Here is a 23,264-nt window from a genome sequence, read left to right as displayed (position 1 = left end):
TGATGATACATATTCCATAATCCGGCGTATTTATGATTTCACAGCGGCCTTCTTATATTTTCCTTGTCTTCCGCCAGCAAGAAATCACGCAGTGAGATTTGTTTGATTCCCTGATAATTACCTCCACTCTGCATTTCGTCCATAGTGACTACATACTTAGGATAATTATCCGGAATTTCCAGCAGATTGCCGAATTCTCGCTGGATAGTTGAATCGTCAGAAAGCATATATGTTACTTGAATATAAATCCGATGATCATTTTTGGAAGCAATGAAATCTATTTCTTTATTTCCGTACTTTCCGACATATACCTCATAACCAAATCTTAGCAAATCAATACAGACAACATTCTCCATTAATTTATTGATGTCTTTGCGGAAATCAAAATGGCGTATGGCGTTGTGCAGTCCCAAGTCTTCAAAATAGTACTTTTCACCAATCTCGAAAATTTTCATCCCTTGAGTTTCCGCCCGCTGTATTTTATAGACAAAAAAGCTGTTGCACAATGCTCTCAGATAGTTCAAGATGGTTTGCGTAGGTATGTTTACCTGTTGTGACTTCAAGTACTTGCTGATATTCTGGGCAGAAAAAAGAGAACCGGTATTGTCTATCAGATAAGCTACCAGATTCTCCAGAAAAGATACATTCCGAATAGCTTCCCGCGCAACCACATCTTTCAACAAGATAGTAGAGTAAACATTTCTCAGGTACTCGAATATAACATTGGTTTCCATTGCCAAATTATGGATATAAGGCATTCCCCCAAAGGTGAGATAAAGTCTCAAACTTTCCGAAGAATCTTGCCGCCGATTGAATGTCAGGAACTCTTCATAACTGAGTGAATGAACAGGAAACTCTATATATCTTCCTGCCAGATGAGTGGCAAGTTCACCGGAAAGCATCTTTGCATTGCTTCCCGTACAATAAATGTCGCATTTGTTTTCGTTCAATAAACTTCGCAAGCATAATTGGAAATCTTCTATCTCCTGTATCTCATCTACAAAGAGATAGTTATAGCTGTGTCCTGCCGTCATTTTCAATACATATTGATAAAGATCCATGTAGTTTTTAATAGCTACAAAAGCGAGCTGTTCTTTATCCACGAAAATTATATTGGCTTCCGGTCTCTCTTTTTTTATCATATCTGATATTTGCAAAAGAATATAGCTCTTGCCTGTTCTACGTTGACCGGTTATCACTTTTATCACTTCTTTATTGATAAAAGGTTCTATTCTCTTGGTATATAAAGGACGGGGAATATAGCTTTTCATGTTCAATCATATTTTAAACCAAGCACAAATATAGCAAAAGTTTCAATCGTAATTGGAACTTTTGCTATATTTGTTTCAATATTCAAGTATATTTTAAGGGGTTCAAGAAGGTGTCAAAATGAAAGGAGCACCCCATACAAAGCGAAACTGCCAAAGAATCACTTCTGCGGCAGCCCCTTTTCATCATAATTTTAAAAAACAAAGAGTATGATACAGTTTATTCCTGACCTCCTCCTAAAGCACGGTATAGGTTAATTATACTTTGTATTTCGGTAAAATGATTGGCAGTCTGCGTCAGTTGTGCGCTTAGCAATGACTGACGGGCGGTAAGCACTTCCAGATAGGTGGTATTGCTATGCTCCATGAGCAGGGAAGTACTTCGCAGAGCTGTTTGCAGAGAAGTAATCTGCTTGTCCAGCAAGAGGCTTTTTCCCTGACTGGTCTGATAAGCCGTCAAAGCGTCATTCACCTCACTGCCCGCATTGAGCAACGTCTGCTGAAAACCGAGGGCAGCTTCTTCCTGCTGCGCACGGGCTATACGGTACTGTGCAACAACCTGTCCCCGGTTAAAGAGGGGTTGTGTCAGCGAACCTACTGCCGAGGCTACGAACTTGCCCGGATTGAGTATCATCGCCCCGGCGGAGTTCGTCCATCCGGCACTCCCACTCAAAGTAATGGAAGGGTAGAAAGCCGAACGTGCCGCATTGGTCCCGTAGAATGCTGCTTCCAGCGTCCGTTCGGCCGAACGGACATCGGGACGGCAGGAAAGCATCCGTACGGGAATCCCTATCGAGAAGTCCGTGGGGAACTGCTGACCTGACAGCGTGCCGCGCTCGTAGTTGCGGGGCGTCTCCGCCAGCATCAAGGCGAGGCTGTTCTCTACCTGGTTTATCTGTTGCTGCAAATCGAGGACAGAGCTTTGCACCTGATAGCAGGCAGCTTCCATTTGCGAGACAGCAGACTCGTTTGCCAGTCCGGCATTCATCAATGCACGGGTGGACTCTACGGTTTCTTTCCATGCCTGCTCCGTCTGACGGGAGATATCGAGCTGTTCGTCCAGCATCAGCAGGGTATAGTAAGAATTGGCTATACCCGTTATCAACTGCGTACGGACAGCCTGACGATAATCCTCACTTTGCGCATAAAGTGCTTTCGCCTGTTTCTTGGCATTGCGCATACGGCCGAATACGTCCAGTTCCCAACTGGCAGTAACGGGCAATGAGTAGGTCTGCGTGGCCTTTTGCGTGTCGAAGCTGCTCACTATTCCCTGTGGGGAAAGGGCGAACGCAGGCAAGAAAGCTAGTTTGGCAGACAGCAGCGCTGCCTGGGCTTCTTCCACGCGAAGCTGGGCAGACTGGTAGTCGGTATTGTTCTGCAATCCCACTTCGATGAGGGATTGCAGATAGGAATCGGTGAAGAGTTCGCGCCAGTCCATAGTGCCCAGACCGGCAGTGTCTTCGGCCACCACTTCCCCGCCATAAAGGTCCTCGGGGACAACAGTGGCGGGCTCGTATTTGGTATAGATACCACAGCCGCTCAACGACAGGCTAATGGCAACTAATGTGATAATATTCTTTTTCATTCTTCCTTTCATTTAGTTACGTTCGCGTTCAACTTCGCTCTTTTCTTTTTCTAAAAGCACCTGCACGTCTGCTTCCTCTTCCATCGGTTTGCGGATTTTCTCCTGCAAGAATTCAAAGATGATGTAGAAGACTGGAACAACGAAGAGCAATGCCAGTGTCCCGACAGCCATACCGCCCACGACGCCCGTACCCAGCGAACTGTTACCGTTGGCTCCCGCACCGGATGAGAACATCAGCGGAAGCATACCGAAAATCATCGTCAGCACCGTCATCAGGATAGGACGCAAGCGGACTTGTGCAGCAGAGTAGGCGGATTCTACGATACCCATTCCTTTGCGGCGGCGTTCTATGGCGTACTCCGTAATCAAGATAGCCGTCTTCGCCAGCAAGCCAATCAACATAATCACACCCGTCTGCAAGTAGATATTATTCTCCAATCCGAGTATTTTGGCGAAAAGGAACGAACCCATCAGCCCGAACGGTACGGAGAAGATAACGGCAAACGGTATGAGGAAACTCTCGTAAAGACAAGCCAAAATCAGATAGATAAGGAAGATACAAACGGCATAGATGAAAACCGTCTGCGCACCGCCGCTACTTGCTTCTTCGCGTGCCATACCGCCATATTCGTATCCGTAGCCCATCGGCAAGGACTGTGCTGCCACTTCTTCAATCACCTTCTGCACTTCGCCGGAAGAATAACCGTCCGCCGGATTCACATTGGCTGTGATAGTGCTGTACAGGTTGAAACGGTTGGCCGTCTCAGGGCCCAACACTTGTTTCAGTGTCACGAACTGGCTCACCGGAGCCATTTCCGTACCGTTGCGCACGAACATATTATCCAATGCCTGCTCGTCCAGACGGTATTCAGGCGATGCCTGCATCATCACGCGATATACTTTTCCGTACTGATTATAGTTGGAAATATATGCGCCACCGCAATAACTGCCCACCGCATCGAGCACCGCACTCGGTGAAATGCCTGCACGCTTACATTTGGCCGCATCCACCTCTACTGATATTTGCGGGAAGTTGATAGCATAAGAAGTGTAGGCCATAGCCACTTCGGGACGCTCGTTCAAGGCACCGAGAAATTGGATGGCAGCATCATAGAATGTAGCCAAATCTCCACCCGCCATATCCTGAAGGTTCAGTTCGAGGGAGTTACCCATACCATAACCCGGAATCATGGCGGGCTGGAAACTGAATACCTGCGCTTCTTTTATGGACTGGAATTGCGCATTGAGCCGGGAAGATACGGCATCCGAACTATGTTCCTTGCCTTTTCGTTCACTCCAGTCTTTCAGGCGGATAATAATCGTACCGTAAGACGTTCCCTGACCGGAGATAAGCCCGTATCCTGCCACGCGGGCATAATGCTCTATTTCGGGCGTATCTTTCAGGATATTTTCCAACCTGTCCATCACTTTCGTAGTCTCTTCGAGCGTGCTTCCCGGCGAAATGCTGACATTCACCATGATGACACCCTGGTCTTCCTGCGGCACAAGTCCCGTCTTGGTAGTGCTCATCAAATACACCAGCAAGGCAACGGCAACAGCCAGCGAAGTCCACACCATCCAACGGTGGCGGATAAAGAACAGCACACCTTTCTTATACTTGCCCAATACGGCATTGAACGAAGCATTGTAGGCAGCACGTACCCGCCCGTTAATACTCTTGGCACTCTTGGTTCCGTCCGACGGACGCATCATGATGGCGCACAAGGCGGGACACAGCGTCAGAGCCGAAATCATGGAGATACCTACGGCAGTCGCCATAGTGATACCGAACTGTGTATAGAACACGCCCGAAGTACCGCCCATGAATGTCACGGGAATAAATACTGCCATGAACACGCAAGTACAGGAAATGATAGCCATTGTCATGTCACCCATTGCATCTTTAGTGGCAAGATAAGGGGACTTGTATCCGGCATCAAACTTGGACTGCACCGCTTCCACCACCACAATGGCGTCGTCCACCACCGTACCGATAGCGAGCACCAAAGCGAACAGCGTCAGAATGTTCAGACTGAATCCCGCAGCCACCAGGCAGGCAAACGTACCCACCAGCGAAACGATGATGGAAATAGACGGAATAAGCGTACTCTTCAAGTCCTGCAAGAAGAAATATACCACGAGGATTACCAGAATGATAGCGATAATCAGCGTCTCTACCACATTATGTATGGAAGCGAAAAGGAAGTCGTTCGAACTCATCATCGTGACGAATTCCGTTCCTTCCGGCAGGTTCTTCTCCATTCGCTTCATTTGGGCGGTAATCTCTTTATTTACAGCCGTAGCATTGGAGCCCGCCGTCTGGAATATCATATAGAGAACGGCAGGATTGCTGTCCATTTCACTGCGGAAGCTATAAGTCATAGTGCCCAGTTCCACTTCTGCCACATCTTTCAGACGGAGTATGGAGCCGTCCTCACGCGAGCGGACAACGGTGTTCTGAAATTCTTCCACACTCTTCAAGCGCCCGCGATATTTCATCGTAAACTGGAAGACGTTATTCGAGCTTTCGCCCAGCGAACCGGTGGGAGCTTCGATGTTCTGCTCACCCAATATGGCAGTGATGTCCGAAGGAACCAGCCCGTATTGCGCCATCCGTTCCGGTTTCAGCCAGATACGCATACTGTATGTATCCCCCAGTTCCATAACGTCTCCTACTCCCTCGATACGTTTGATTTGGGGAATGACGTTGATGTCCAGATAATTGGCAAGGAACGTCTGGTCGTAGCGACCGTCGTTGCATACCAAGGCTCCAATCTGCAAGAAGCTGGTCTGGCGCTTCATCGTGCTTACACCGACTTTCGTCACTTCGGCGGGAAGCAATCCCTGTGCCTTAGCCACGCGGTTCTGCACGTTGACTGCCGCCATGTCGGGGTCTGTACCCTGTTTGAAGTAAACTTGTATAATAGCCAGACCTGCATTGGAAGCGCTTGAACTGATATACATCATGTCTTCTACACCGTTAATACTCTCTTCAAGGGGCATGATGACACTGTTCATCACCGCTTCGGCATCAGCACCGGTATAGCTGGCGGACACATAGACCGTCGGGGGTGCAATGTCGGGATACTGCTCCACCGGCAATGTAAAGAGCGAAATAAGCCCTATCGCCAGAATCAGCACGGAAATGGAGATAGCCATCACCGGCCGTTTAATAAATATATTTCCTTTCATAATCAGTCTCCTTCTTATTTAACCTGCGTACCCTCGCGCACTAGTCCGGCGCCTTCCGACACAATCTCATCACCGGCTTTCAGCCCGTCCAGCACCACGTATTCGCGTCCGTCATTGATTGCGGATACGGTTATCAGGGTGGAGACAGCCTTGCCGTCCACTACCTTATATACAATCGTCTTGTCCTGCATCCGCACGGTAGCTGTCTGCGGAACGGCAATACAGTCCTTATAGATATTCGGCACTACGACCGTGCCCGACGCTCCGCTATGTAGCAGCCTCGATTCGTTGGGAAACACCACGCGCGCCACCACAGTGCCCGTCTGACGGTCGATAACGCCGCTTATGGATTCGATGACGCCTTTCTTGTCATAGACAGAGTTATCATTCAGGCGCAATTCCACTTCCGGCATGTTCTTCAGCGCTTCGTCCATATCACCGTACTGGCGGGTCAGGGCAAGCAACTGGTTCTCGGTCATGGAGAAATAGACATACATATCCGAATTGTCGCTGACCGTCGTGAGCGGATAGGGCATATTGGCACTGACCAACGCACCTGCGCGATAGGGCAATGCACCTACCACTCCGTCACTCGGACTTTTCACTTCGGTATAGGAGAGGTTGTTGCGGGCGCTGATTTCCTGCGCTTCGGCCTGCGAGAGTTGCGCTTTGGCGGTGAGATAAGAATTCTCCGCTGTCCTCAGGCTGAATTCCGAAACTACTTTCTGCGCATACAATTCCTTGTTGCTCTTGTAGGTCAGTTCGGCAGTACCCAGTGCGGCGCGTGCAGCTTCTACATTGGCAGTGGCGGTTTTGAGTGCAGCCTTGTAAGGCACCTGGTCGATGACGAAGAGCAACTGTCCGCGGCGTACTTTCTGTCCTTCGGTCACACAGAGCTTCTCAATCGTCCCCGACACCTGCGGATAAATGTCAATATCCTGCCGTCCGCGTATGCTCGCCGAATAGGAAGAAGAAAATTCCTTATCTTCCGGCTTCAGTTGAATCACTGCATAAGAAGAAGATTTCACTCCTGCATCCGGTGCCTGCTTGCAAGATGCCAACCACACTGTACAACCGACAATCCCTATCAGCCGTATCCATTTTTTGTCTACTGTAATCATACTTACTCTTTTTGTCTTTTATTAAAACCTGGACAAAAGTAGGAGAAAAGAACAAGGCGATAGTGACCAATTTCCCTCTATAAATGTTCAATTTTCGCCGTTTGTGCTTTTTATTGCTAACTATTTGTCAATAAACGACATATCAAACAAATATGAAGAAGAATGGGACATTCCGTTTTCCCCTTTATTCACCAACTTTGCAGAAAGTAAAAAAAGAAAAGAATATGGAAAAAGAGAACATTAAGACGGTGGACATAAAAGACTTTAAGGATAGCCAGCATCTCCTTGATTATATAGACGATGACTTTGCGATAGTCAACAGTCTGGAAGGTATTCCTTATAGCAATGAGACAATCAGGCTGGAATGTTTTCTCATTGCCGTCTGCATAGAGGGGTGCATCCAACTGGACATCAACTACCGGACTTACCAGTTGCAGGCAGGTGAATTGCTGCTCGGACTTCCCAATACTATCATCAACCATACAATGCTGAGTCCTAAATATAAGGTAAGGCTTGCCGGATTCTCCACCCGTTTCCTGCAACGTATCATTAAAATGGAAAGGGAAACGTGGAATACTGCCGTCCATATCCACAACAACCCGGTGAAGACCGTAGGAGACGGTGACGACAAGTCCGTTTTCGGATTCTACCGGGACTTAATCGTTGCCAAGATAAACGATGAACCTCATTACTACCACAGGGAAGTGATGCAATATCTCTTTTCCGCCCTCTTTTGCGAAATGCTGGGGCAACTCCATAAGGAACTCGAATGTTCTGACAGCGCAGACCGGCCGAAAGAAAGTATCAAGCAGGCGGATTATATCTTACGGAAATTCATGGAACTACTATCGAAAGACAAGGGTATGCACCGCTCCGTGAGCTATTTTGCCGACGAGCTCTGTTATACTCCGAAACATTTTTCGAAAGTCATCAAGCAAGCATGCGGCAGAACCCCGCTGGACTTGATTAATGAAGTCACCATAGAGCACATCAAATACCGGCTGAAGCGCTCGGACAAGTCTATCAAGGAAATCGCGGAAGAATTCAATTTCCCCAACCAGTCCTTCTTCGGAAAATACGTAAAGATGCATTTGGGGACATCGCCGGCTAATTACAGGAGCAGGAAAGAGGAATGACAAGAATACATAAAAAGTGTCTGTCCTTGCATTGGAAAGGCACTTTTGGCGATTTTTAAAAGCCTATTGGTGAAAATTGAAAGCAGCCCGTTAACCAGAATCTTAAAAAACAAGTACCTTTGTGTCTCACATTCCTTTAAACAACACATATTATGAAAAAACTCTACTTGCTTATTCTTTGCACTCTTTTTTCTCTTTCTGCATCGTCCATAGAGACGGTGGATTATACACAGGGACTTTCCGTATGGTTCGACACTCCCAACAATCTCGACGGACAAGCTATCTGGCTACGCGCTTCCGGCACAGGGGCGAATCCGGACAAAGCATGGGAAAGCCGTTCGCTGCCTATCGGGAATGGCAGTCTGGGAGCGAATATCATGGGCTCCATATCCGCAGAACGAATCACACTGAATGAAAAGACCCTTTGGAAAGGGGGGCCGAATACTGCTAAGGGTGCCGAATATTACTGGGACGTCAACAAACAGTCGGCAGGCGTACTGAAAGAAATCCGGCAGGCTTTCCTGGACGGGGATTCCCAAAAGGCGGGGTATCTCACGCAGGAAAACTTCAACGGGCTGGGAGCTTATGAAGAAAAAGACGAGACTCCGTTCCGCTTCGGGGCTTTTACCACTATGGGAGAGCTTTATGTGGAAACCGGACTCAGCAAAATCAATATGAGCAATTACCGCCGCATCCTGTCATTGGATTCGGCGATGGCTGTGGTGCAATTTGACAAGGACGGGATACGGTATCAACGGAAATACTTCATATCCTATCCGGACAGCGTTATGGTCATGAAGTTTACTGCCGACAAAGGCGGAAAACAGAATCTTGTACTTAGCTATTGTCCCAACAACGAAGCAAAAAGCCATCTGGAAGCAGACGGGAATGACGGGTTAGTTTATACCGGAGTCCTCAATAACAACGGAATGAAGTTCGCTTTCCGAATCAAGGCTATCCACAAAGGGGGGACACTGAAAGCGGAAAACGACCGGATTATTGTGAAGGACGCCGACGAAGTGGTATTCCTGCTTACGGCGGATACCGATTATAAGATGAACTTTGCCCCGGACTTCAAAGACCCGAAAGCCTACGTCGGCAACGACCCGTCACAAACGACTCTGGCTATGATGGACAATGCCCTGAAAAAAGGTTATGACGAGCTTTACCGTAATCACGAAGCCGATTATACCGCGCTGTTCAATCGGGTACGTTTTGAAATCAATCTGGAAATCGGCACTCCCAACCTGCCGACCTACAAACGACTGGCTAACTATAAGAAAGGCGTGCCGGACTATCAGCTCGAACAATTGTACTATCAGTTCGGACGCTATCTGCTCATAGCCAGTTCGCGCCCCGGCAACATGCCAGCCAACCTGCAAGGATTGTGGCACAACAATACCGACGGCCCGTGGCGGGTAGATTACCACAATAACATCAACATTCAAATGAATTACTGGCCTGCGTGCCCCACCAATCTCTCTGAATGTACATGGCCTTTGATTGACTTTATACGCAGCTTGGTGAAACCCGGTGAGAAGACAGCACAAGCCTATTTCAACGCCCGCGGATGGACTGCATCCATCTCTGCCAATATCTTCGGATTTACAGCTCCCTTATCCAGCAAATCCATGGCATGGAACTTGAATCCTACCGCCGGTCCGTGGCTGGCAACGCATATATGGGAGTATTATGATTATACCCGTGACACGAAATTCTTAAAGGAAATCGGCTACGACCTTATAAAAAGCAGCGCACAGTTTGCGGTAGACCACTTGTGGCACAAGCCCGACGGAACTTACACCGCCGCTCCTTCCACTTCTCCCGAACACGGCCCGGTGGACGAGGGAGTCACTTTCGCGCATGCCGTAGTACGTGAAATATTACTGGACGCTATCCAGGCAAGCAAGGTACTCGGAACGGACGCCAAAGAACGCAAGCAATGGGAAAACGTACTGGCAAAACTGGTTCCGTACCGCATAGGACGCTACGGTCAGTTGTTGGAATGGTCTACCGACATAGACGACCCGAAAGATGAACACCGCCACGTCAACCACCTGTTCGGATTGCATCCGGGACATACTATCTCTCCCGTGACTACCCCCGAACTTGCACAAGCAGCCAGAGTGGTACTGGAACATCGCGGAGACGGCGCTACCGGCTGGAGCATGGGTTGGAAACTCAACCAATGGGCACGCCTGCAAGATGGAAACCATGCGTACAAACTATACGGAAACCTGCTGAAAAACGGTACACTGGACAATCTGTGGGACACCCACGCACCTTTCCAGATTGACGGGAACTTCGGCGGTACTGCAGGAATAACCGAAATGTTATTGCAGAGCCATATGGGATTCATCCAATTACTCCCCGCTTTGCCGGATGCATGGGCAAGCGGCTCGATAAGCGGAATCTGCGCCAAAGGGAATTTTGAGGTTTCCATCTCCTGGAAAGAGGGACAACTGGAGAAAGCTATCATCCATTCCAAATCCGGAATCCCCTGTAACGTAAGATACGGAGACAAGACGCTCAAGTTCAAGACCGTAAAAGGGAAAAAATACGAAATCACTTTAAAAGGGGACAGGTTAACCGTATTATAAACAAGGCATCTGTCCTCATAAACAAACCTGCTTTACATGAAAACAAAATATGTTGCTCTGCTGAGCTTTCTCTTTATCATACAGTTAATATGTGTTCTCCCCCTGCGGGCAGAACACTATTACTTTAAACAAATCTCTCTGAAAGAAGGACTGCCGTCCAACGTGCGCTGTATTCTCCGGGATGAGCAGGGTTTCGTATGGATAGGCACCAAATCGGGACTGGGAAAGTTCGACGGGCACGAACTGAAAAGATACAAACACCAGGCAAACAACCCGAACTCGCTTCTCCACAACCTGATTTATCAGATTGCTGAAGACAAGCAACACAACATCTGGGTACTGACTGAAAAAGGTATCGCCCGTTACCAACAGCAGAGCAACGACTTCACGTTCCCCACGGACGAAGACGGGAAGAATATCACCGCCTATTCCTTCTGCCTTGTCCCGGACGGAATCCTCTTTGGCGGCAAGGACAGGATTTACAAATATAGTTATGACGATTCTTCTCTCCGGCTTCTGCAATATTTCAACGCCAACTCTTTTAAAATCAACGCTCTCAGTATGTGGGATTCAAAGACGTTGCTTTGTTGCAGCCGTTGGACAGGCATATACCTCGTAGACCTGCATACCGGAGAGCACAGACGCCCCCCCTTCGACTGCGGGCCGGAAATTACCACCATGATGACCGACAGCCGGAAAAGAATATGGATTGCCCCTTACAGCGGCGGACTTCGTTGCTACTCATACGACGGCAAACTACTGGCTTCGTACTCCACCCGCAACTCCGCCCTTAGCAACGACATCGTCCTGAGCCTTGCCGAAAGGGAAGGGCAACTGTGGATAGGAACGGACGGCGGCGGAATCAATATCCTCACCCCCGAAACCGGGGAAATCTTCCAACTGGAATATATCCCGGGACGTGAAAACTACTCTCTCCCCGCCAACTCCATTCTCTGCCTGCACAACGACCACAACAACAATATATGGGCAGGAAGCACCTGCAACGGATTGATCAGCATCCGGGAAGTGTTCATGAAAACCTACACCGACGTAGTCCCCGGCAACGACCGCGGACTAAGCAACAGCACTGTGCGAAGCCTTTACCGCCAATCGACCGACAGTATCTGGATTGGTACGGACGGCGGCGGTATCAACCTCTTTAACCCGCGTACCGAGAAATTCACCCATTATCTTTCTACCTGGAACGATAAAATAGCGTTTATCAGCGGATTCACTCCCGGAAAACTACTGATTTCCCTTTTCTCCAAAGGAGTATTCATATTCAACCCCGCAACCGGGGAGAAACAGCCTTTTACCATTGTCGACAAAGAAACTACGACACAACTTTGCAACCGGGGTAAATCGGTCAACTTATATCAGAACACCCCCAACACCGTGTTATTACTGGGCGACCATGTCTACCAGTATCACCTGAAAGAAAAGAAATTCGACAAGGTCACCGGAGAAGAAGGGAAAAGTATTGTCGGCACGCTCGTCCCCTTCAAGCACGAGAACAACCGGACTTACATCAACGACTTCAAACATATCTACGAACTGCACGATGGGGATTCCTTGCTGAAAACAACCTTCGAATGTTATCAGGATACCGTAATCAGTTCCGCGTCACACGACGAGCACGGCGATTTCTGGATAGGAAGCAATTTCGGCCTTATCCACTACAACCCCGTTTCCCAAAAGCAGACGCACATCCCTACCAACCTGTTTACCGAAGTCAACATGGTGCAATGTGACCAGAGGGGCAAAGTATGGATAGGTGCGGATAATCTGCTTTTCGCCTGGCTTATACAGGAACAGAAGTTCGTTCTCTTCGGAGAGTCGAACGGGGCTATCCAAAACGAATATCTGCCCAACGCCCGGTTGGTAAACAATGAGGGGGATGTCTATATCGGCGGTGTAAAGGGTATGCTGCGCATTGACGGCCAACTTCTGCTGAATACATCGGAAATGCCTGAACTGCAACTGTTGGATATTATCATCAACGGTGAGCCTGCACAGAACAAGCTATATAGTCATCCGGCAGCAATCTCTGTCCCATGGGACAGCAATATCACTATCCGAATCATGTCGAAAGAAGAGGATATCTTCCGCAAGAAAGTCTACCGCTACCGGATAGAGGGGCTGAACGACCAGTATATCGAATCGTATCAGCCGGAATTGGTAATCCGGTCGTTGCCACCGGGCAATTACAAAATTATGGCTTCGTGCACAACCAAAGACGGCAGTTGGATTCCTAACCAGAAAATAATGGAGTTAACCGTGCTCCCGCCATGGTATCGGACGTGGTGGTTCATTCTCGGCTGTGCCGTCCTTATCTCTACAATAATCATCGAAACTTTCCGCAGAACGCTGAAACGTAATCAGGAAAAGTTGAAGTGGGCAATGAAAGAGCATGAGAAACAGATGTACGAGGAAAAAGTACGCTTTCTTATCAATATCAGCCACGAACTACGGACTCCGCTGACGCTTATTCATGCGCCACTCAACCAGATTTTGAAGTCGCTCTCTTCCGGAGACAGCCAATATCTGCCGTTAAAAGCCATTTACCGGCAAGCACAACGGATGAAGAACCTGATTAATATGGTGCTCGACGTACGGAAAATGGAAGTAGGGGAGAGCAAGCTACTGATAGAGCCTCATCCTCTCAACCAATGGATTGAACACGTTTCGCAGGATTTTATCAGTGAGGGGGAAGCAAAGAATGTGCATATCCGCTATCAGCTCGACTCGCAGATAGAGAAAGTTAGTTTCGATAAGGACAAATGCGAGATTATCCTAAGTAACCTGCTTATCAATGCCTTGAAACACAGTCCGCAGGACACGGAAATAACGATTGCTTCGGAGCTGCTACCCGAAGAAAACCGGGTGCGTATCTCCGTCATCGACCAGGGATGCGGACTGAAGCAAGTGGATACGCACAAGCTCTTTACCCGCTTCTATCAGGGAACAGGGGAACAGAGCGGAACAGGAATCGGCTTGTCTTACTCCAAGATTCTGGTGGAACTGCACGGCGGCTCTATCGGTGCACAGGATAATCAGGAAGCCGGTGCCACTTTCTTTTTCGAGTTACCGTCGAGACAGGAACCGGAAGAAATCATCTGCCAGCCGAAAGCTTATCTGAACGAACTGATGATGGATGATAACAGCGGGCAGCCGTCCGTGAAAGAGGTATTCGACACCACTCCATACACCATTCTCGTAGTGGATGACAACCCGGATATGACGGATTTCCTCAAAAAGACATTAGAGGAATATTTTAAACGGGCGATTATCGCCGGAGATGGTGTGGAAGCCCTTCAACTGGTCAGAAGCCATGTCCCCGATATTATAGTCAGCGACGTGATGATGCCCCGGATGAACGGATATGAACTTTGCAAAACGATTAAAGAGGATATTACCATCAGCCACATTCCCGTCATTCTGCTGACTGCCAGAGATGACAAGCAAAGCCAGATAAGCGGCTATAAGAATGGGGCGGACGGCTATTTGAGCAAACCTTTCGAGGTGGAAATGCTAATGGAGCTTATCCGCAACCGGTTGAAAAACCGGGAATATACCAAGAAAAGGTATCTGAACGCAGGATTAATCCCCACTCCGGAAGAAAGCACCATCAGCCTGACTGACGAAACGTTCCTGATTAAACTGAACAGTGTCATTCAGGAGAATATGGACAATACCGGCTTAGGTATTCAATTGATCTGCCAGGAAGTAGGATTAGGGCGCTCCTCCCTCTATAACAAGCTGAAAGCGCTTACAGGCATGGGGGCAAACGACTATATCAACAAGCTCCGTATAGAAAAGGCTATTACATTCATATCAAGTACGGATATGCCCTTCTCCGAAATTGCGGAGAAAACCGGATTTACTACTCCGAGCTATTTTAGTACGGCGTTCAAGCAATATACCGGGGAGACACCTAGCCAATATAAGGAGAAACATAAGAAAAGAGATACTAAATAATAGCACTACTTCATAAGAATTCTAACTATCCTTTGCCATTCCAAACCTGAAAGATTTGATTTTTCAGGTTTAAAATTCTCCCAATCCGATGGAGACAATCCTTTAATTTTCTCTCTTAAAGAAGAGAAAGAATATCCTTTTAAATCTCCCTCTATAATATTTGCCAAACTGAATGACAAGGATCGCGGAATACCTAGCATTCTTAATGCCAATGGTCTTTCACTATCCACTCCATAGTAAACAAGAGAAGGAATATAGGAATCACGCAGGTCATTCTCATTACCTTTCACAATACCCTCCAACGCACTTAATCCCCAAGAAGTTTTAAAACGTATATCATTCATCTTTTTCATAAACTTGGTCATACGTTCATCTTCTTTCAGAGTCCTAAAACTGGGATGTATCAAAGATATAGAATCAAGATTATCTCCTTTCACCCAAGCGGTTATCACCTTAGCTATCTGATCAGGACTAAATGGAGCATCATCAGACTCAGTTCCTAACCGAGTTTCTTTCAAAGCAGCTATCACTCTGATTTTTTCTGCAAGATTAGAGGTATCCTGTTTATTAAACATTATATCAGGTTGCCATCCCGACAAATCTGATATTACATCATTGTGAGACTTTTCTCGCATTATATTCAATACCGATGGAACAGAAAAGCCTGTCTTGTCGGCAAATTGTAGAACACCTGAAGTACCTCCATACTTTAGCTCTATAAACTGATATATACTTTTACATAGATTCACAAATCTACTTCTTTGTCCCTCTGTATCAAGCAAATAATATTCCAAAGAGTCCTTGAATAAATCTTCAACTTCTGTTGCATAGATATTTTTTCCGGCACTAAGCAGATGAACAAAATACTGGAATAAAGGAGAAAATGAATCCGGATAATGTTTAATCAGGCTGTAGATGTTTTCCTGGGCCAAATAAGAACGGACTTCTTCTTCATTTATAAATAACTCAGCCAATACGCTTGCCAATTCATCAGAGCTTTTTTGGACAATGCCTTTAAATACTTCTTTGCTTCTCGGAGTATGAAAAGGCATAATTATTTTCCCGAAATTATCAACCAATGTTCTACCTGCCCTACCTGCAATATTCCAAAAGTCATTAGAAGTAAGAGAAGAATCACCTTTTCTATAATCATCAAAGAAGACAGTAGAAACGGGAAAGTTCACTCCTTCTGCAATAGTCGTAGTAGCAGATACATATTTAATTTGCTTTTCACGGATTAGATACTCAATCAGCAACTTTGCCTCATCTGACAATCCTGCATGGTGTACAGCAATACCTTTAGACAAATACTTAGTCAATGCTGTTTCTTTACCTATTTCATCATTAATATACTTTCTGACTAATGCTATCTCATCTGTTTCAGCAAATGAATCTACCAAATCATAAATAAAACCGGCTCTTTTATTCGCCATCCCTTTACCTTGGCAAAGTATCAACATCGTTTTCCCAGGCTTTGCAAAATGCTTACATGAGAATTCAAGTATATGGTCTTTATCAGACTTACTTTGCAACTGATATGGATTCTCAAAACAACCACTCATTTCTCCTTTCAGAGATGAATCATAGGCAGAATCCAGCAACTCGTATTTTACTTCATTTTTACGCGTCGTTTTGTGACATATCAAACCTATCAATAATTTTTCGGCAGGCTTCCAATCAATTTGAATAGTATTACCACCACCCAGCCATTCAGCCATGACATCCTTCTTCCCATGCAGGAAAGGAGAAAGCAACATAAATTTAGCATTTGGCCTTTCACGTTTCAACAATGCCATCAATAACTCCAGCTTCGCACCACGGTCACCATTCGCAATAGTATGAGCTTCATCAACAATGAATAAAGACACATCATCTACTGAAGGATGTTTTCTTCTGATTAACAAATCAAGTTTCTCTGGTGTAGAAACTAAAATATCTATTTTATCACAAGCCAAGAACTCATTTTCAGTCGGGTCTATTTCAATAGCGGACGATGTCTTTTCAACATTAATATTTAAATCTGCCAAATCTGACTTCAGATCATAATAGACTTGGTTAACTAATGCACGTGAAGGTACTATGTAAATAATCTTAGCGTCAGCACGCAAAGACTTGGTCACAATTATATTGAATTCTGCTAACAACGTTTTTCCTGCACTCGTCGGCATTTGAAGAACTGTTGCGCTAGCATATACATCCAAGAGCTTCTGTGCAAGTGCATTCCGCTGAGATGGAAGTAGTTCAAGAATGCCACTTTGACTTTTCTTCTCGCACAGTAATCTTATCTTGTCCTGAAATCCGGTATGCGCCCAAATCGAATTTTGGCAGATAAACTTTAAATCAGCAGAAATGATTCTGATAATATCTTTTAGCCTACTTTGTCCGTCTCCCAATAATTTAACAGCCATATCAATATGAACTCGAATCACATTTTCAATACGTTTAGAATATGAATAACCGTCAATCAAGTAATGTGCTGTTTCAACAACTGCCTTAGATGTATGATATAAAGCTAAAAGCGACAAGGCTTCTCCAACTTCTTCTTTAAATTGATAACGATGAAGATATTCTGTTTCAAATTTTTCCTGTTCTGATTGTAATTCCACAATCAGTTGTAACGCATATTTAATATCTGCAAATCCATTATCTTTTCTTATAAGAAGAATTAATGCATGAAGGATACTGGAAAGTACACGTCCTTTCCAGTCTTCTGTCACATTTATAACATCGGAATCAAACTGTCTAAGATTTATACGCGCAGATATGGTGTTATCATTTTTTAATGCAAGGCTGGAAAGAAGAAAATAATATAAAAGCATATTATCAACTTCATCTATACCAACAATATTACCGAACAATGAATGAAACTTTGGATCATCCATATCCACAGCAAGTAGTAATTTATAAGCATATTCTGTAGTTTTACCGTCTTTATCCTCATCAGTTAAAGACAGAGTAGTACAGAGAATAGATAAACGGACAAAGATCTCTTGTTCTTTATCAGTCATATCAAGTGTATAGTCATATATTTCAGACAGCCAATACGCATCTACGCTCTTTTCTAACAAAGAACGTATTAATTCATCTTGTATCAAACTATCTAAAATCTGACGGTTCATCGTCTAACAGTTTTTTGTACTTCTCTATAAAACAAATCTACAGTCTCACTAATCGTTTTTTGAGTGAATGATAATACAACAAAATGGACGTCATTTGGGTCGAAATCAGAAACGTTCGTTTGCATCTTACCAAAATCACTCCCATTACAACAAGTATAATCACGTATCAGTGCACAACCAAAAGTCAAGCTATATTTATCCGTCTGACCGGTTTCCATATAAAGTACAGCACAGGCAAAAGTCACAAAATCTTCAGCACCTAATTTCCGACAATAATCTGATAGCTTCTGTATAACCATCGGTAAATCCTCATGATGTTTCTTTTGAGATTTATAAATGGAGTCATCTGTTAGATGCACGACATCCGGGGGAGTTTTCTTTTGTTCCGAAACCTTAGCTTCTCCCAATAATATATTAAATAGTCCTTTATCTATACGATAACCGATAGCATCCAAACTACGACCAGGTAATTGAGCCAATTCCCTTGATGATATATTTTTCAGAGGTATAATAAAACGCTTATCTTCTCCTATTTTTTCTTCAAAATAGTAAGTCATCAATAATTCACCCAAATCGCTTCTATAAATATCATTAAGAATAGCAGGAGCTAATCCTTGTTCACGTTTAAAATCTACAGCCACTGCATTCTTTCGAATCACTTGTTTTAACTTTTCCACATCAAATCCACAATCATCCAACTGCGAGCTATCTATTGAATCAAGACTTACTTGCGTTTCAGTACGCTGAGAAATATATCGTTCTGAAAATTTCTGGATAAATTTATCAAAAACTTTAACGTCAAGTTTTACAAATTCAGGCATAAGCATAGATTTTGAACAAAAGTATACAAAATAGATCGAAACGCAAAAAAATATAGAAAGATTCGAATAGAAAGACATTGATCGCTGAAAAAAGTGCCAACATGAAGAATTGCATATTTTACTTATCCTGTTCTTCATATTTCGAACCCTTTCCTTGCACTTCATAAAAAACGCCCGCCATTTAGAGTTACAGATTTCGCAAATAACACAAAACAGGTACTATTAATAAACAAGTTGCAATAAAAGTAGCCAATAGAAAGCACAAACAGTTATTATCTCACAAGAGATGCATCAGATTGCTATTTACAAATAAGCAATAGAAAAAAACAAAATAGCTCAATATATTCTCTTCAAAAACCCAATTCAGCTTCCATTAAAAGAAACCGATGGTTTGATTATAGCAAACGGAAGGTTTGTTTAAACCAAACGGAAGGTTTGATTACGGCAAACGGATGGTTTAATTACACCATATCGTGCATATTTCAAGGAAATAAATACAAGAAAAAGAGAGATAATGCATATTCTTGCAATTGTTCATGCAGTTTATTTTCTGTTTGGCCCTTTTCTTTCTTTCCTTTTTCCGTGAAATTCTTAAAAACAGAACAGATTCCCCGTTATATGAAAGTACCTTGTATCCGGAGACAGGCAGAAACTTTCATATAGCGGGGAATTCTATTTCATATTCTCAATGAAGAGAATCAACGATTCTCGGTATCTTTCATACAACGCACGGAGAATGCATGGGAACGACCGGAGGAATGTGTCCAAGTCTTATCGGAAACTTTATAATACAGAGAAGTAGCTCCCTGATCCTTGTCATTTCCATAACTGCTTGCCGATGAGTTAGACCAATAACAAGCGGCACTCTTGCTGGCATCCAATCCTGTATTGTTACCATTATTACCGCCGTTGGAACCCCACTTACAACCTGCCAACGGCCAATAAGCATAGTTCGTACCGTCATAGCAATATCTAAATACCGCAGTTGCACTCTGTTTCACAAATTCACCTTTCTGCTCTATCTCATCCAATACACGGGGAGATACAACCCGGTAACCTTTCGGACAAGGATCATAAATAGATTTATGACCATCAGAAGGATTGAGATAAGTGCTCGATTCATTCGGGTTACCCCAGAAGTCATCTTTACGATCGGTACGTGCACCTGTCCATGCACCCAGATACCAGTCGGATTTTGTATTATCTACATTATTGGTATAAAGCAACGAACGGGGATTTTCTATAGAGAAGCGGACGTTGGTGGCTTCGGTAGGTATATTAGTACCCACGGTTCCCGACCAGCCGACCGGCGTAGGACGTCCCCATTGGAAGTAAACACCGTTTTGCTTCCAGTTGTCTCCTTCACACGTCATATAAGTACCCAGATTACGATCCAACACTACATATCCCGTATTACCATAAGGATGTTCTGCCGGAGTAGGGGTCATCCAGATAATAAAACTCCAGATGACGGTAGTCTGATCCGCTCCATAGATAGCCACCTGACCGCAACCGCCAGGTAGTCCGGCATATGTTTGAATCCCTGTTACCGTAATCGTATAATCACCATTCACAGGGCTAATATCTGTAGCAGAGCCGTTTACCCGAACCATTTTATTCGCATTACCCAAATCGCAATTAAGTATAGTCTTGGCATACTTGGGTTCTTCCACTTCCATAAAGTTACCACGTGCTTTCACGCTAATCGTATTGCTCACGCCACTGGTAGAAATATTCGTCAACAGACAGTTGGACTCGCCATAAGCCCATCCTCCTGCCAATAAACGTGTCTCTACCGGCTCATACCATTCGCAGGAGTTATCCGAAAGTTTCAAGTTGTTGACAGCAATCGTATTAACAGCATTGGCTTTCAGTTGCTTTCCTTCTTTGAGAATAGGAATTGTAACAGTCTGTCGGTCATTCTCCAGAGTGATGACAATGTACACTTCTTTGCCGCTTAAATCGGCAGGATATGTAGTCAGGTATATATCCTGTGCGGAAGCGAGCAGTTCGGGAGTAGTCAGTGAAACAGTGGCATACGGTTTCACATCCGTACCGTAGGTCAGTTCGTCCGTATCCAAATCAGCTGTAAACACACCGGAAAGAGGAGTTTTTGTCTCCTTGTCATATAAAGAAACACTCTTGAGCTTGTACGTAGAAAGCTCCTGTGACGAGATACTGAACTTCACATACGCCATCGCATGATTCAACGTAAATTTAGCAAGCATATCCGGACCGCTTACCGTAGCCTTGGCAAACGCAAAACCATACTTTCCAATATGATGGCTATCGCCGGGACGGCTTTGTTCCTGCTCAACGGACAGGGTAGAAGTTATCTTGTTATCATTTTCAGCCAGTTCCGTACTTGCCCGGTAAGGATAGTAAATAAGAAGTTCCGTAGCTCCTTCTTCCGCCATCTTCACGTCGTCCGAAGTAAAGACACCGGAGTTTTGTCCGATCGACTCATCACTTAATAAAGACTGCACATTATTGATGTCAGTACCTGCCGTACGAGAGAACACGCCCAAGGCATCCCCTTCGCTCCAGAGCACCGGATAAACATCCCCTGTTTTGTCACCGATAGAAACACGCGTCTGCGGAGACGAGAGCCCAACCAATGTCAGACATGAACCTGCCGTTGCCGGTTCTTTGCCGTTATCGGACGAAATAAGTTCGTCCTGCGTGCAACTTGTCATCATGAGAATCATTGCACCTATTGCAAATAATCTATTTTTCATACCATTCATTCTTTTGAGTTACACCATTTTTACCATTCATTCTCTTCCAGATCACCGGCAGAACCGCCGTCACTCCATGCTCCTTCCGTTCCTGAAGCTTTCCAGGTCTGGAAAGCGGAACACACGGCACGCCCTTCGGCATTATAGGCGATGATCGCACTGATGTAATTCACTCCCGGACGCAATCCTTCGGTGATTTTACGCGTATAGGGCAGAGATACGGGTTCTCCGTTCTCTTCTACGAATTTCACCAGCTTCACTTCAATGTTATAATCAAAGCCGATGTCCGCCACCGGATAGAATTCAATGACTTTCGCTCCGAACGTAGTTCCTGTTTGCTGCTCGGAAGTAATCAGAGCCGTATTGTCCGCAATCTCCGAAACTGTCAGGTTCATGGTGGGAATGACACGCGGAGCCGAATCATCCTTGTCCGAACAGGAGGCAGTTATCAGCAGTAGTACGAAGATAAATGCCATATTTATATGTAAGTTCTTCATAATCATATTGTATTAGTTTTATTATTGTAGATTCTTATACCGCAGCAATGCTTCTAAAAAGTAATAATCGGCATACGTCAGGGGGACATCCACTTCGCTTTTATCAGGAAGTGCACCCACGCTGTGCTTCAGGATGAAACATTCGTTCGTACCCGGTTCTGCCAGATACTCTTTCGAGGCAAGCGTACGGAGTTGCTTTTCTGCCATGGCAAGATAAGATTCCTTGGCGTCCGTGCCGGGGATATAACGGCTTAGCTCAATAAAGGCGGAGGCCATGATAGCCGCAGCGGAAGCATCCCGATAGGTCTGTGCTTCTACCGGAGCGTCGAAATCCCAGTAAGGAATACCGTCGGCAGGCAAACGACGGAGCAGCATATCGGCAATATGCCCGGCTTGCAGCAAATAGTTCTGATACCCCGTCAGACGGAACATCATCGTATAGCTATACAAGGCCCATGCTTGTCCGCGGCTCCAGGAGGAATCGTCCGAGAAGCCCTGCACTGTTTGCTTGCCGCGCACTGCACCCGTTTCAGGGTCATAATCCACCAGATGATACGTGGAATAATCATCCCGGAAGTGATGCTGGATAGTGGTATTGGCATGCGTACAGGCAATGTTCTGCAAAGAGTCGTCGGCGTAGGCTTTCGACATGGACAACAGCAGTTCAAGGTTCATCATATTGTCAATAATCACCGGGAACTTCCAGTCGCAGCCTTTGCGCACAAAGTCCCAGCTACGAATCACACCGGCAGCAGGATTAAAGCGGGTTGACAAGGACTTGGCGCCCTGATAGAGCACTTGTTTATAAGCCTCATTACCTGTCAGCCGGAAAGCATTCCCGTAACTGCAATTCAACTGGAAACCGACATCGTGGTCCCTGGTCACGTATTGTATAGAGTCGAGTTTCAGCGTGTTCTTCTCGGCCAGTGTTTTCACTGCGTCCGTCCGGGTATATTCGTAGATATACCAGAGGGAACCGGGATAGAAGCCGCTGCACCACCAATAGATATTCGAGGGAACAAACTCACCGTCAGCAGAGAGCGTGCGGGGAAGTGTCTTTTCTGTCAAGCGGGTGTCCATAGTCGTGTATTGTTGCTCTGCAACGGTAAATACACGGTCAATCAATGCCTCCATCGGCTCCTGCTTCGTGCAGGAGGCCAATGTCAAAAGTCCGAGTATAGATATTAATAGGATTCTCATACGTTCCAT

12 protein-coding genes are annotated in these 23,264 nt (G+C 45.4%); 3 read left to right on the top strand and 9 right to left on the bottom strand.

All coding sequences use genetic code 11. From position 1 onward, the window contains the following. Nucleotides 1-38: 38 nt before the first annotated feature. The 4 genes from BacF7301_RS04960 to BacF7301_RS04945 all read right to left on the bottom strand — a co-directional run bounded on the left by BacF7301_RS04960 (nucleotide 39) and on the right by BacF7301_RS04945 (nucleotide 7,166). Nucleotides 39-1,271 (bottom strand): ATP-binding protein, encoded by a 1,233-nt coding sequence (locus BacF7301_RS04960; RefSeq protein WP_167960780.1) that lies wholly within the window; start codon nucleotides 1,269-1,271, stop codon nucleotides 39-41. A 217-nt stretch (nucleotides 1,272-1,488) separates the two neighbouring features. Continuing rightward, a complete protein-coding gene (locus BacF7301_RS04955) occupies nucleotides 1,489-2,853 on the bottom strand; it encodes an efflux transporter outer membrane subunit (RefSeq protein ID WP_167960778.1) in 1,365 nt (454 codons plus the stop codon). A 12-nt stretch (nucleotides 2,854-2,865) separates the two neighbouring features. Beyond that, complete coding sequence (locus BacF7301_RS04950) at nucleotides 2,866-6,045, bottom strand: efflux RND transporter permease subunit (protein ID WP_167960776.1); 3,180 nt, start codon at nucleotides 6,043-6,045, stop codon at nucleotides 2,866-2,868. A 14-nt stretch (nucleotides 6,046-6,059) separates the two neighbouring features. Continuing rightward, entirely contained in the window at nucleotides 6,060-7,166 is a 1,107-nt protein-coding gene (locus BacF7301_RS04945; protein ID WP_167960774.1) for an efflux RND transporter periplasmic adaptor subunit, read from the bottom strand. Between the two features lie 224 nt (nucleotides 7,167-7,390). Here BacF7301_RS04945 and BacF7301_RS04940 point away from each other — a divergent pair, with 224 nt between their 5' ends. The 3 genes from BacF7301_RS04940 (at nucleotide 7,391) to BacF7301_RS04930 (ending at nucleotide 14,880) form a co-directional block, all read left to right on the top strand. Continuing rightward, nucleotides 7,391-8,302, top strand: a complete 912-nt coding sequence (locus BacF7301_RS04940; protein ID WP_167960772.1) for a helix-turn-helix domain-containing protein — start codon at nucleotides 7,391-7,393, stop codon at nucleotides 8,300-8,302. A gap of 152 nt (nucleotides 8,303-8,454) precedes the next feature. Then, entirely contained in the window at nucleotides 8,455-10,902 is a 2,448-nt protein-coding gene (locus tag BacF7301_RS04935; RefSeq protein WP_167960770.1) for a glycoside hydrolase family 95 protein, read from the top strand. A gap of 36 nt (nucleotides 10,903-10,938) precedes the next feature. Then, a complete protein-coding gene (locus BacF7301_RS04930) occupies nucleotides 10,939-14,880 on the top strand; it encodes a hybrid sensor histidine kinase/response regulator transcription factor (RefSeq protein ID WP_167960768.1) in 3,942 nt (1,313 codons plus the stop codon). Nucleotides 14,881-14,885: 5 nt separating this feature from the next. On the opposite strand, the gene BacF7301_RS04925 is transcribed toward BacF7301_RS04930, so the two are convergent. The 5 genes from BacF7301_RS04925 to BacF7301_RS04905 form a co-directional block, all read right to left on the bottom strand. Then, nucleotides 14,886-17,999: a DEAD/DEAH box helicase gene (locus BacF7301_RS04925; protein WP_167960766.1), complete on the bottom strand. Its 3,114-nt coding sequence runs from the start codon at nucleotides 17,997-17,999 to the stop codon at nucleotides 14,886-14,888. Further along, nucleotides 17,996-18,820, bottom strand: coding sequence for a hypothetical protein (locus BacF7301_RS04920; RefSeq protein ID WP_167960764.1), 825 nt, complete (start codon nucleotides 18,818-18,820; stop codon nucleotides 17,996-17,998). Before BacF7301_RS04920 ends, BacF7301_RS04925 begins: the two co-directional genes overlap by 4 nt. Nucleotides 18,821-19,518: 698 nt before the next feature. Continuing rightward, entirely contained in the window at nucleotides 19,519-21,558 is a 2,040-nt protein-coding gene (locus BacF7301_RS04915; RefSeq protein ID WP_167960762.1) for a fimbrillin family protein, read from the bottom strand. A 29-nt stretch (nucleotides 21,559-21,587) separates the two neighbouring features. After that, complete coding sequence (locus BacF7301_RS04910; RefSeq protein ID WP_004298778.1) at nucleotides 21,588-22,061, bottom strand: hypothetical protein; 474 nt, start codon at nucleotides 22,059-22,061, stop codon at nucleotides 21,588-21,590. Nucleotides 22,062-22,076: 15 nt separating this feature from the next. After that, on the bottom strand, nucleotides 22,077-23,255 hold the full coding sequence (locus BacF7301_RS04905; RefSeq protein ID WP_167960760.1) for a glycoside hydrolase family 88 protein: 1,179 nt from the start codon (nucleotides 23,253-23,255) through the stop codon (nucleotides 22,077-22,079). Nucleotides 23,256-23,264: the final 9 nt, after the last annotated feature.

It is taken from the genome of Bacteroides faecium (assembly GCF_012113595.1).
In the GTDB taxonomy this organism is placed as follows: domain Bacteria; phylum Bacteroidota; class Bacteroidia; order Bacteroidales; family Bacteroidaceae; genus Bacteroides; species Bacteroides faecium.
Note: the sequence above shows the minus strand (reverse complement) of the source record. Positions and strands in the feature narration are given on the sequence as shown.